A 12,839-nucleotide genomic window follows, 5' to 3' on the forward strand; every position below is an offset into this window, starting at 1 on the left:
AGGTTCGGAAAAGAGTCATTTGTAGCCATTTTGACTCGAATCTTGACTGAACTAAAGGATGACCGAGCTTGGCGAATCAATCGGATAGTTGTTGATGTAAATGTTATTTTTTGCTGTGAAAAATGATAACTGAAGCGAATGACATTTAGTGACATTTCAACTGCAAACCTCATAATGAACAATTATTAAACACAAAATTGATGTTGCCAGTGGTGTTGAAATCAAGCGCGATATTAATTGAATGCAGCTAATCGGGAATATGGAGTCAAAATGAAAGGGACAGTATTAGAATTTAACAGTGATGAGCGTAGCGGCTTAGTTTCTGGTGAAGACGGTCAACGTTACACGTTAACCGGTGAGGATTGGCGCGGACAGACATTACCAAAGTCTGGTACTAAGGTTGATTTTACGATCGAAGGTGGAGAAGCAAAATCCGTTTATCCTGAATCAAAACCAGACAGTGCAGCATCTAAGAAAATTGTCGCGGCGTTATTTGCCTTTTTCCTTGGTGCCTTTGGTGCACATAAATTCTACTTGGGTTACACAAAGCAAGGCGTGATCATGTTGTTGTGTTTCTTGTTCGGTTTTATTTTGCTTGGTATTCCATCAATCGTCATCGGTATTATCGCTTTCGTAGAATTTATCCTCTATTTGGTTAAGTCAGATGAAGAGTTTGATCGTATCTACATTGAAGGCAAGAAAGCTTGGTTCTAAAGCTCAGCAAGCTTATGTTTCATTAGCCAGCGATTATCGCTGGCTTTTTTATGCGCGCCGTTTTTCAATTTCGGCATCCGACCCACTGTCATAAAAAATTCACCATGATAACGATTGTGAAATATCTGAAAATTCATCATATTGTAATTCCACTGTAACATTAAAAGAGGCACACATATGGAAAGACAAGAAATGATCCACCCTTCTAACTTTGGTGTCATTAGCCGCACTTGCTTATTTTCTTTCGCTGGTTTGATTGGCGTATTTTTATTTATATAACCCTATTCTAAATAGGCCTTGTAGAGTTTGTGGGTACTAACTTGGTATGTTCATTTACCTAGCGCCCACCGACTTGTTCTGTTAACTTGCTACAATCTCAATGTGTAAATGGATTGTACATCGTGTCTAAAGCCTCCCCTTGTTATTCAAATCGATTTGCCTCACTTTCGAACACTTTCTTTACGGCCGTTTCCCCTCAACCATTAGAAAATACCCGTTGGGTGAGTTGGAATGCATCTCTTGCCGCGCAATTTGGACTCCCAGATCAGGCGCCGATCGGAGAGTTAAAGCAGCAGCTTTCTGGGGAGCTTAGTCATCCTCAATTTATGCCGTTAGCGATGAAATACGCTGGCCACCAATTTGGTGTTTATAACCCTGAACTTGGTGATGGTCGCGGGCTATTGCTTTGTGAGCTGAAAAACAAACAAGGCAAAATATTTGATGTGCATTTGAAAGGCGCAGGACTGACACCCTATTCTCGCATGGGGGATGGTAGAGCGGTATTACGTTCGACGATTCGCGAATATTTATGCAGTGAAGCGATGGCCGGTTTGGGCATTGCGACGACTCGTGCGCTTGGTATGCTGGCTTCTGATTCCCCGGTTTACCGTGAGAAACAAGAGCAAGGGGCATTGTTATTGCGTATGGCTGAGAGTCATATCCGCTTTGGTCACTTTGAGCACTTTTTCTATACCAATCAACTTAGTGAGCTCAAGTTGCTCGCCGATAAAGTGATTGAGTGGTATTGGCCTGAGTTGGCAGAGGCGGAACAATCTTATGCGGCGATGTTTGAGCAGGTGGTCGATAATACCGCGTTAATGATCGCTCAATGGCAAGCGATTGGATTTTGTCATGGCGTGATGAACACCGACAATATGTCGATTTTAGGCCAAACTTTTGACTACGGACCTTTTGCATTTTTAGATGATTACGATGCCAGCTACATTTGTAATCACTCTGATTACCAAGGGCGTTATGCTTTTAACCAGCAGCCACGAATTGCGCTATGGAACCTATCAGCGCTGGGTCATGCACTTTCCCCTTTGATTGATAAAGCACAAATAGAAGCGGCATTAGCGCAATTTGAACCTCGATTGCAGCAATACTATAGCCAGCAGATGCGCGCTAAATTAGGTCTGCACAATAAACTTGAACAAGATGGTGAATTGTTTGTGATGCTGTTTGATTTACTTGAGCAGCACAAACCGGATTACACTCGGTTTATGCGCGATCTATCGAACATCGATCGCCACGGATCGCAACCTGTTATTGACTTATTTATCGATCGTGATGCGGCGAAGGTTTGGCTTGATCTTTACCTCGCACGATGTGAATTAGAGGTCGATGAGGATGAACAGATCGTCACCGCAGCGATTCGATGTGAGGCGATGCGTGCGAATAACCCGAAATACGTTTTGCGCAACTATTTGCTTCAGTTGGCGATCGATAAAGCCGAACAAGGTGATTATTCTGATGTGGAACAATTAGCGAGGGTATTGGTGACGCCGTTTGACGAGCAGCCACACATGGAAGAGCTGGCAAAGTTGCCACCGGAATGGGGCAAGGGGATGGAGATAAGTTGTTCTTCGTAGATAAGCACGATTGAGCAATTGCGTCATAGTACATTGCTCCTCTGGTTTGGGGCGGATCTTACTCATTGAGAAATCATGATGGGTGGTTTTCTACCCATCTCATAAACCGTTATGGGTATTTTTGATACTCTTCATCTTGTTTTTTACTTTAAGTACATGAATTTAAGGTTATTTAAAAGATTTATAACAAGTGGCTCGCTTATTGCCCTTAGTTAATTACCAACACCCAGTGATGGGGTTGTTTATTTAACAAGGAGAATAATAATGTTTAAGCCTTTGACCCTACTGTCTGTTTCCGTTCTTGCTGCGACCAGTTTTAATGCAATGGCGGCGTGTGATCCCGGTGAAACCGTGATTAAGTTCAGTCACGTAACCAATACAGATAAGCACCCTAAAGGAATTGCGGCCTCACTGCTTGAGCAGCGTGTTAACGATGAGATGAACGGTAAAGTCTGTATGCAGGTTTTCCCTAATTCGACGTTGTACGATGACAATAAAGTGCTTGAGGCACTGCTCAATGGTGATGTGCATCTTGCTGCGCCGTCACTGTCTAAGTTTGAAAAATTCACTAAAAAGTACCGCATTTTTGATTTGCCTTTTTTGTTTGAAGATGTGGCAGCAGTGGATCGTTTTCAAAACTCAGAGTCTGGCGACCAGCTTAAAAATGCAATGAAGCGTCGTGGTCTGCAAGGATTGGCATTTTGGCATAATGGCATGAAGCAGATGTCGGCTAATAAACCGCTGATCTCGCCAGCCGATGCAGAAGGTTTGAAATTCCGCGTACAAGCATCTGATGTGCTGGTGGCTCAGTTTGAGCAGCTTGGCGCAAACCCGCAAAAAATGTCATTTAAAGAAGTTTATGGTGGCCTACAAACCAAGGTTATCGACGGACAAGAGAACACCTGGTCCAATATCTACGGTAAGAAGTTCTTTGAAGTTCAAGACGGCATCACCGAGACCAATCACGGCATACTTGATTACCTTGTGGTGACCTCGACCGATTTTTGGAACAATTTACCAGCGGATCAGCGCGATCAGCTCAACACCATAATTCAAGAAGTCTCGGTTGCGCGTAATGCCGAATCAAGCAAAGTAAACCAGCAAAACAAAACCAATATCATTGAAGCAGGTGGGGAAGTTCGTAGTTTAACGCCTGCACAGCGCCAAGAGTGGGTTGTTGCCTTGCAACCCGTTTGGGCCAAGTTTGAGAAAGACATTGGTGCAGAACTGATTCAAGCCGCACTGGATTCTAACAATAATTAACCCGTTTTGGTTTGGCCCTCGACATCGGGACGAGGGCCTTTTGTCTGATCTTAAATTTTAGAAGCGAATTACTATGGAACAGTCGATTTTTGCTCGAGTGGGTAAGGTCACCGATAGCCTCGAAGAGGGCTTGATTGCGTTCTTTTTGGGTGCGATGACGCTGCTTACCTTTGCCAATGTTATTTTTCGATATGTCTTTAATGACAACATTCTTTGGGCATTAGAACTGACCGTCTTTATGTTTGCATGGATGGTGCTTGTTGGGGCGTCTTATGGTGTTAAAAAACATTTTCATATCGGTGTTGATGTATTATCAATTTGGCACCGGAAAAAATGCGCAAAGTGTATGCGTTAGTCGCCGCCGCCTGTTGTTTAACATTCTCGGTTCTACTGTTGATTGGTTCTTGGAACTACTGGTATCCATTCGTGACCGATCGAGCATGGTATGAAACGGACGATATCCCCATGCCGGAGATGCTGCAATTTTTGGCGGATTGGCTCAATGAAGGTGAGCGTTATGAAAAAATGCCTCGATTTATCCCCTATATGGCGCTGCCTATTGGTATGGCATTACTGACGTTGCGTTTTGCGCAAGCCACTTGGCAAATCATCTTGAATAAATCGGATCGATTGATAGCAGGTCATGAAGCTGAAGAAGATTTACAGGCGTTAAAAGCCGAGTTAGCGCAAGCTGGAGATGAGCTCGCGAACAGCCAGAACAAGAGCAATAAAAACGGCAAGGAGAGCGAATAAATGGATATCCTATTTCTGTTCATTATGGTGATTGGCTTTATGCTGATTGGCGTGCCGATCGCGGTTTCGCTGGGCTTATCTAGCATGCTGTTTTTAATGATGCATTCTGATGCGTCTTTAGCGTCGGTTGCTCAAACGTTATTTAATGCCTTTGCGGGTCACTACACTTTGTTGGCGATTCCCTTTTTTATATTGGCTTCTAGCTTTATGTCGACAGGTGGTGTGGCGAAACGAATTATCCGTTTTGCGATCGCAATGGTCGGTTGGTTCCGTGGTGGTTTAGCCATGGCATCGGTGGTGGCCTGTATGATGTTTGCTGCGCTGTCAGGCTCATCGCCGGCGACGGTGGTAGCGATCGGTAGTATCGTTATTGCCGGGATGATTAAAAACGGTTACTCAAAAGAATTTGCAGCGGGCGTGATTTGTAACGCAGGCACGCTGGGTATTTTGATCCCGCCGTCGATTGTTATGGTGGTGTATGCGGCGGCGACGGATGTATCGGTCGGACGAATGTTTTTGGGTGGTGTGATCCCCGGCTTATTGGCGGGAGTGATGCTGATGATTGCGATTTATATTGCAGCTCGCATCAAAAAACTCCCTAAACAGCCATTTGTGGGTTGGAAAGAGATGTTTATTGCCGCCAAAGACGCCAGTTGGGGTTTGTTGCTGGTGGTGATCATCCTCGGTGGTATCTATGGCGGTGTGTTTACCCCAACAGAAGCAGCGGCGGTTGCGGCGGTTTATTCGTTCTTGATTGCTAATTTCATATACCAAGATATGGGGCCGTTTGCTGATAAAGAAAACACCAAGCCGGTGTTAGTGAAAGTGCTGCAAGCTTTTGTCCACAAGGATACCAAAAGCACCTTGTATGATGCGGGTAAGCTGACGATTATGTTGCTATTCATCATTGCCAATGCATTGATTCTAAAGCACGTATTAACGGAAGAGCGTATTCCGCAAATGATCACTGAGTCGATGTTGTCGGCAGGGTTAGGGCCAATCACCTTCTTAATTGTGGTGAACGTATTGCTCTTGATCGGTGGTCAGTTTATGGAGCCGTCCGGCTTGTTGATTATTGTCGCCCCATTGGTCTTCCCAATCGCGATTGCACTAGGGATCGACCCGATTCATCTTGGCATTATGATGGTGGTGAATATGGAAATAGGGATGATAACGCCCCCCGTAGGCCTAAATCTCTTTGTGACGGCAGGGGTTGCCAAAATGTCGATGATGCAAGTGGTGAAGGCGGCACTACCATGGGTTGGTGTGATGTTCCTCTTCCTCATCATCGTCACTTACGTGCCGTGGGTATCCACGTGGTTGCCGACTACGCTGATGGGGCCTGAAATCATCACCAAATAGTTTCGTAGGCAATAGCTTCGTAGAAAATAGATTCGTATGAAATAGATTCATAGGAAAAAGGTGAGGAGGCGCTAAACCTCCTCATCGATATGCTTTTTTCCTTCGTTTCGCGGGTCACAACCCCCTTGCCTACGTTCGTAAAATCGCCATTTTGCTTGGCGATTTTTACGTCTATCTTCACCTGAACGCTGGTCGGGTTGGTAGACACCATCAATCAATACCGTCTCGGCGATGACTTTTACTTTGGTTTTTTCTCCCATCGTATTCCTCCTCGGCTTTTTGTTTAAGTATTATCGATATTTCAATACTTTGCCAAATTGGACTGATATCAATGTGGTTCATGAACTTAGTAGGGGAGAATCCTTGGGCGATAATCAGGTTATTAAGCCGCAATCACTACTGGGTGTCCTAGGCTTGGGTGAGTGATGATCGACACCTTGTGCTGATAAACTTGTTCAATGACATTAGAACTCAGCGCTTTTTCAGGAATATCATCAGCAACGATAGAACCATCATTTAAGATCACGATACGATCGGCGTATTGGGCGGCTAAGTTCAAATCATGCAATACCGCAACGACGGTAGCGCCTTGTTGTGCCAATTTTTGTGCGAGCGCGAGTGTGCTGTGTTGATGATGGATATCCAAAGCTGAGGTCGGCTCATCAAGGAGTAAAATCTTGTTCTTACCACTTTGTTCAAGTTGCGTTAGAACTCGGGCGAGATGAATGCGCTGCTTTTCTCCGCCTGACAATGTTGGATAATCTCGGTTGGCTAAATGGATAACATCGGTCTGTTGCATATAACCATCAATCACACCATCTAGTTCCTCGCGTGACATCGACAGCCCCAGCCCTCCCAGTGCAACGACTTCACGCGCGCTAAAATTAAACGACAAAGAACTACTTTGCGGTAATACACCAAAGTGTTTTGCGAGTTGGTTTGAACGCCATTGTTCACGTGGCTGGCCGAATAATGCAAAATTACCTCGCGCGCTAATCTCCCCGGTAAGTGATTTCAGCAATGTACTTTTGCCAGTGCCATTAGGGCCAAGTAACGCGGTAAATTCACCTCGATTGAGAGACAGATTGATGTCATCTAGAATGGTTCGGCCACTTAAAGCGATGGATAAATTCTGTATGGCGACCGTCGTTTGTGCGCGATATTCGTCGATCGAATGGCCTTGAGTAGCTTGATGGGATGAAAACAGAGACAACATTATAAACGCCCCTTTTGTTTGATAAGCAACCAGATGAAAAAGGGGGCGCCCAGTAAAGCGGTCACAATACCTACGGGCATATCTAATGGGGCAACCACTGTGCGAGCGAGCATATCGGCGACTAAAAGTAACAAACCACCCATAAGCAAGGTTACAGGTAGTAGAGAACGAAAATTGGGTCCAATGAGCATTCGAGCTAGATGTGGCACAATTAACCCTATAAAGCCGATCATACCGGCTAGCGCAACGGTGACACCCACCCCTGCAGCGGCAAGAATGATTAAACGTCGTTTTAGTGATTGCACATTGATGCCCATATGGCGAGCTTCGGCTTCACCTAATAACATCGCATTGAGTTTATCTGCGTCGCGGTAGTAAACGATGAACAGTATCGCTAGAGTAATGAAGGCCAGCCATAGACCGCGAGGGTTCGCTCCCGCTAAAGACCCCATTGTCCATAATGACAGGTCACGTAATGCTTGATCGTCGGCAAAATAGTTAAGTAAACCTAAGGCCGCGCCTGCTAAGGCGGCGATCGCAACCCCTGCCAGTAACATCATGGTCACTGATGTGCCATTGGCACCAGTTCCCAAGCGATAGACGACAAAGGTAATCACCGTACCTCCAAGGCAGGCAAAGACGGGAACCGTACCAAATAATAGTAAAGTCGGATAATGGGTCGCGAGTTCACCAAACAGAACGATCGCGATTGCGGCACCAAGCGCGGCACCCGATGAGACACCGATAATTCCCGGATCCGCTAATGGATTGCGAAATAAACCCTGCATTACCGCGCCGCTAATCGCTAAAATGCCGCCAACGGCGATCGCGAGCAAAGTGCGAGGTAAACGCACTTGTTGCACGACCATAGTGATATGAGGCGGTAGATCAGCCTTGGTACTGGAAAAAAAGAGGTTAGGTAGCAGTGATTTAATGCTATCAAAAAAGCCAATATTCATCGGACCAACACTGATGGATGCGACCGTGGCAAAGTAAAGAGAAATCGCTGCGATAATACACAGTGATTTTGCGCTAAGTAGACGTGACGCTGTCATTGTGGAAACTGCCATTGTGAATCGTTACTGTGATTCTTTGGGGTGAAACTGATTGAACAGGTCATCAGCCAGTACCAAGCTCTCGATACCCAGCCCACCGATAATTGCGCTGCCATTTACGGCAATAATACGATCTTGGCTTCCAGCGGGGGTCGCTGCTAATAATGGAAACTCTTTTAAAATACCTTCTTTACCGCCCAATGCTTGCCATGCACGTTTGGTGACCAAAAGATAATCGGGTTGCATCTCTACCATTGCTTCTTGTGAGACAGGTTTGTATGAGCTCATCATGCTTTTGGCAGGGTTTTGCCCGCCAGCGAGCTTAACGATGACATCAATAGTGGTTTTATCACCAGCAATCGTTGCCGGACGTCCTTTGCTGAGCATCGCAAACAGAACCTTTGGTGCATCCGCAACATCTCGTTGCTGCATCGTATCGAGTTTTGACTGAATTGAAGCTTTTAGGTCTACCGCATTGTCTTGTGTGCCGGTAATCGCAGCGATTTTATCGATGCGATTAAAGAGATCTTGCTCAGTATCACCAGATGGAACGGTTTCGACATCAATTCCGCCATTTTTAAGCAGTGTTAACGTACTATCTGGCCCCATCTCATGCGAACCAATTAGGTGAGTTGGCGATAAGGCCATTAACCCTTCGGCAGAGAGTTGACGGTGATAACCGACCAGTGGCAGCTTCTCATCCTGGTTGTATTTTTTACTGGTTACGTCGAGTGCAACTAACTGCTCTTTTGCTCCTAAGGCAACGATAAGCTCAGTGATACTAGAGCCTGCGCTAATAATGCGATTCGTTTGCGCGGATTGAGACTCGGTGTGTTGTTGTGCCATTAGAGAGCTTGAGGCTACCAATAGGCCAAAAGCAAAAGCGAGCTTTTTCATTAATGTTCTTCCATAACAATGTTTGTGGCGGAGATATGATTTGTTTGCATAAAAGCGAGTAAGTTAAGCATGGATTCGACGTTGGCTTTCTTATCCGCCGCAATGACAATCGCTTTATCGGGGGTTTCATTACGAGCTTTGAGTAGCGCCGCAGTAAACTGTTTCCAATCGTGAAATTCTGATCCATCGACAGCCCACTGATTCGCCGACTCAGAACGGTCATCTGAATAGAGAATCGCTACAGAGATCACCGGCTTGTCAGGTCGGGTCAGTGTGTTGCTTTCTTCTGTTTTAGGAATGTCGACATTGAGTGTTTGCACACTAACATTGGCAGTAAGTAACAGAAAAACCATCACAATAAAGATGATATCGAGCATCGGAGTTAAGTCGGGTTTAAATTCCTCATCGCTGAATTTGGAATGTGATTGAATCATCAAACCACCTCTTCAGTGGTAGGCGTGATAAAGATTTTTTGCTTAGCGCATTCTTGTTTATCACAGCAACTTTCTGCACAAGGGTCTACCGAGATACCTTCGATATGTAAATTGCTATGATTGAGCGTGTATTCAATTTTGGCTAAGGTTTTCTCCACCCACATACTGAGCAGTTGCGCTCCCATAATAGCGGGTAGGGCAATCAATAAACCCGCGGCGGTGGTGGTCATCGCAAGGCCGAGACCATCGGCTAGATTTGCCGGAGAAATTGCCCCTTGAGTTGAAGTGATACCTTTGAACATCTCCATTAACCCCAACACGGTACCAAGTAAACCGATGAGCGGGCTAATAACACCAATCATCGATAGCAAACGGATACCAGAGCGAAATTGCTGGCGTTTCTTAAATAGCCAAATACTGACCGCCTCTTCACGCAAAGGTTTAGTGAAGTGACGATGGTTAAGTAGCATACGCATGGATTGGAATGCGAGCTGGCGGCCACTTAATTTTTGCGTAATAAAACGATCCACTTCATCCGCATGATTGAAGTCGAGTTTATGCACCTGCTGCAAAATTTGTTTGGTGTAGGTTCGACCATTGAGCAGCATGTAGAAGGTTCGCTCAATTAAGATAACCAGAGTGAGAAATGACATGGTGATAAGTGGCCATGTCATGATACCGAGTTGGCTTTGAAGATGACTCAATGTTTGCATCATGATTTGTTGTACTACTGTAGTTTGAAATTAATCGGAATTTGCACACGATGAGCAATAGCTTGGCCTTGCTCTATTCGGCGTGAAAATTGCCATTGCTTGATGGTATTCAATGCTCGCTGATCCAGTATGGAGTGGCCGCTGGATGAGATAACTTTCTGCTTAACCTGTTTTCCTTCTCTATCGAGCCATACTTCAATCAATGTTTTCCCTTCGAGTCCTTTTTTACGTGCTAGCCTTGGATAAGAAACGGGAACAGGTTTGGCACTGAATTGCGGCTTACTTACGAGCATCGGTTCACGATTTTGTGCGGCGCTCTGGTGTGGATCGGCGTTCATTTCATCGGTTTGTTCGATGGTTTTTTTTGCGTTTTCTTGCGGCTTCAGTTTTGGTTTAGCTGGTGGCGGAATGTCTTGCTTAGTGACTGATTTTTCAATCTTCTTCACATTGGTTATTTGAGAATCTGACTTGCTCTTTGGCATAACCGTTTTCTGATGCTTTAGAGGAGCAGGTTTTGATGTCTCCTTTTTTGCAGGCTCTAGCGTAGGCTTTTTTGCCACGACAGGTTTAGGCTTGCTAGCGTTCGTCTTCAGCTTGTTTTGTTGCGGCTTTTCCGGCTCTGTTGGGCGTTCGAGTTCTTGTTGCTTGCTGATGTCATCAAGGTGACTTTTTGTTTGTTCAATGGGTTTGGCAGCCGCTTGGGCAAGCAGTTGAATCTGCACGGCATTGATACCTTGGTCCATGGATACCTGCAGAATTTTCTCTTGTGGAGCATATGACAACGCCACGCCTTGAATAAGACATGCAATCAATCCAGCGATGAAGTAGCGAAGCTTTGCCATGAGGAAACCCACAAACAATTGACGTAATAAAATGGTGTGAGAAAGCAAACCGACACCGAACAACGAGACCTATTATCCGATAAATAATAATGAGATCAAATATCATTTGCATTATCACTTGTGATCTATATTATGTCGAGAATAATTCTTATTTACAACTTTCTTTATAAGATTTCACCCACAAGTTTCACGTCGAACATGGCACGGCAGCAGGATGCATTTCTCCACTAAGTGAGTAAGCAATCTGAATGCTTTTGCTGACATTTCGTCAATTTGTGTGCAGTGAAATAGGTGCCATGAAGACGCTATGAATCCAATCGCCTCAGGAGCTTCCCCTATAGAGGTCGCTCGCTTAGATGTGCCTGCTACTGACGTAATTACGTTTGATAGTCATGATGAATCTATCGTTGGTCGGAATACTCCCGATCCACTTCGTTTTGCTTTTAGCGGTAAAACGGGCCCTCATGTTGGTGGGGGCTCAGTACCTGTAGCGCAAAGTAAAACACAAGATAGCGTTTTAGATGCGCTCAATACGCCAGCGATGAACAAAGCACGCTGTCTCTATATTCATATTCCTTTTTGTCGAGTTCGTTGTACCTACTGCAACTTTTTCCAGTACGCCTCGAGTGAGTCATTGATCGCCGAATACTTTGCTGCATTAACGTTAGAGATTGAGCGTAAATCTGCATTTGTTTGGACACAAAGCATGCCTTTTCAAGCCGTTTACGTCGGTGGTGGTACGCCAACGGATCTAAGTGCTGAGCAAATCAAACAGCTAGGCCAGATGATTCGCCAGTACTTCCCATTGACACCGGACTGTGAAATTACCTTAGAGGGCCGAGTGAACCGCTTTAGTGAGGCAAAGTTTGAGTCAGCGCTTGAAGGGGGATTTAACCGATTTTCTCTAGGTGTGCAGAGCTTTGATAGCAAGGTTCGTCGGGCGGCTAAACGTCTTGATGATGGCGACGTAGTCATTGAGACGTTACAAAAGATGGTGCGTTATAACGCTGCGCCTATCGTGATCGATTTGCTCTATGGTTTGCCATATCAGACGCTAGACATTTGGCAAAGTGATTTGCAGATGTATCTCGAAACAGGCGTTGATGGTGTCGATCTCTACCAATTACTTGAATTGCAAAACTTGCCAATGGCACGTTTGATCGAACAGGGGAAACTTCCTCAACCCGCCAATACGGCAACCAAAGCTGAAATGTACAAAATGGGAGCGGACTTTATGGCCCGTTTTCATCAACGTCGCTTGAGTGTGAACCATTGGGCTTCAACGAATCGTGAGCGAAGTATTTATAACAGCTTAGCGAAAACCAATGCGGAAGTATTGCCTATCGGTGCAGGTGCGGGTGGTAATTTCAATGGCATAAGTGCGATGCAGCACCGCGATATGAATGCATACATCGAGGCTATTCAACAGCAGCAGTTCCCTGTTGGTATGGCGTTTAAAAGTGACCCAAACAACGCTTCTCTGAACCAATTCAAAGCCGCATTTGACCGAGGAGTGTTGCTAAAACATGACTTTATCCCATGGTTTGAGCGATTGATGCCGCTATTTGAAGCTTGGCAGTTACGGGGACTTGTGACGATAACCGAACAGGCGGTTGCACTCACACAAGCTGGCCAATTTTGGTCGGTTAATTTGGCGACGAATCTCATTAAAGTTATCCAGAACGATCAAGCGAATCGCTTGGCTTTAGCTGGCTAACA

General features: G+C 45.2%; 12 protein-coding genes and 1 pseudogene. 6 read left to right on the top strand and 7 right to left on the bottom strand.

Annotation, left to right across the window (positions count from 1 at the left end; all coding sequences use genetic code 11):
• Positions 1-270: 270 nt before the first annotated feature.
• The 5 genes and pseudogenes from RJD38_RS11560 (at position 271) to RJD38_RS11580 (ending at position 5,963) form a co-directional block, all read left to right on the top strand.
• Positions 271-714 carry a TM2 domain-containing protein gene (locus RJD38_RS11560; RefSeq protein ID WP_005600293.1) on the top strand — a complete coding sequence of 148 codons (444 nt, stop codon included), beginning with the start codon at positions 271-273 and terminating at the stop codon, positions 712-714.
• Positions 715-1,115: 401 nt separating this feature from the next.
• Positions 1,116-2,585: a protein adenylyltransferase SelO gene (locus tag RJD38_RS11565; RefSeq protein WP_065545516.1), complete on the top strand. Its 1,470-nt coding sequence runs from the start codon at positions 1,116-1,118 to the stop codon at positions 2,583-2,585.
• Positions 2,586-2,849: 264 nt separating this feature from the next.
• Entirely contained in the window at positions 2,850-3,848 is a 999-nt protein-coding gene (locus tag RJD38_RS11570; protein ID WP_065545515.1) for a TRAP transporter substrate-binding protein, read from the top strand.
• Between the two features lie 73 nt (positions 3,849-3,921).
• Positions 3,922-4,601, top strand: a pseudogene (locus tag RJD38_RS11575) (TRAP transporter small permease).
• On the top strand, positions 4,602-5,963 hold the full coding sequence (locus RJD38_RS11580; RefSeq protein ID WP_005600301.1) for a TRAP transporter large permease: 1,362 nt from the start codon (positions 4,602-4,604) through the stop codon (positions 5,961-5,963).
• Positions 5,964-6,034: 71 nt separating this feature from the next.
• Here the strand turns inward: RJD38_RS11580 and RJD38_RS11585 are convergent, their stop codons facing one another.
• The 7 genes from RJD38_RS11585 to RJD38_RS11615 all read right to left on the bottom strand — a co-directional run bounded on the left by RJD38_RS11585 (position 6,035) and on the right by RJD38_RS11615 (position 11,120).
• Positions 6,035-6,223, bottom strand: a complete 189-nt coding sequence (locus tag RJD38_RS11585; protein ID WP_065545514.1) for a hypothetical protein — start codon at positions 6,221-6,223, stop codon at positions 6,035-6,037.
• A gap of 122 nt (positions 6,224-6,345) precedes the next feature.
• Positions 6,346-7,179 (bottom strand): heme ABC transporter ATP-binding protein, encoded by an 834-nt coding sequence (locus RJD38_RS11590; RefSeq protein WP_065545513.1) that lies wholly within the window; start codon positions 7,177-7,179, stop codon positions 6,346-6,348.
• Positions 7,179-8,234 (bottom strand): FecCD family ABC transporter permease, encoded by a 1,056-nt coding sequence (locus tag RJD38_RS11595; protein WP_005595846.1) that lies wholly within the window; start codon positions 8,232-8,234, stop codon positions 7,179-7,181. Before RJD38_RS11595 ends, RJD38_RS11590 begins: the two co-directional genes overlap by 1 nt.
• Before the next feature lie 24 nt (positions 8,235-8,258).
• Positions 8,259-9,131, bottom strand: coding sequence for a heme/hemin ABC transporter substrate-binding protein (locus tag RJD38_RS11600; protein ID WP_065545512.1), 873 nt, complete (start codon positions 9,129-9,131; stop codon positions 8,259-8,261).
• Complete coding sequence (locus tag RJD38_RS11605) at positions 9,131-9,565, bottom strand: ExbD/TolR family protein (RefSeq protein ID WP_065545511.1); 435 nt, start codon at positions 9,563-9,565, stop codon at positions 9,131-9,133. Before RJD38_RS11605 ends, RJD38_RS11600 begins: the two co-directional genes overlap by 1 nt.
• Positions 9,565-10,281 carry a MotA/TolQ/ExbB proton channel family protein gene (locus tag RJD38_RS11610; protein WP_005595851.1) on the bottom strand — a complete coding sequence of 239 codons (717 nt, stop codon included), beginning with the start codon at positions 10,279-10,281 and terminating at the stop codon, positions 9,565-9,567. Before RJD38_RS11610 ends, RJD38_RS11605 begins: the two co-directional genes overlap by 1 nt.
• Before the next feature lie 11 nt (positions 10,282-10,292).
• Complete coding sequence (locus RJD38_RS11615; RefSeq protein WP_367971308.1) at positions 10,293-11,120, bottom strand: energy transducer TonB; 828 nt, start codon at positions 11,118-11,120, stop codon at positions 10,293-10,295.
• A gap of 307 nt (positions 11,121-11,427) precedes the next feature.
• Here RJD38_RS11615 and hutW point away from each other — a divergent pair, with 307 nt between their 5' ends.
• Positions 11,428-12,837 (top strand): heme anaerobic degradation radical SAM methyltransferase ChuW/HutW, encoded by a 1,410-nt coding sequence (gene hutW / locus RJD38_RS11620; RefSeq protein ID WP_065545510.1) that lies wholly within the window; start codon positions 11,428-11,430, stop codon positions 12,835-12,837.
• The last annotated feature ends 2 nt before the right edge of the window (positions 12,838-12,839 follow it).

The organism is Vibrio scophthalmi (genome assembly GCF_040869025.1).
GTDB lineage: Bacteria > Pseudomonadota > Gammaproteobacteria > Enterobacterales > Vibrionaceae > Vibrio > Vibrio scophthalmi.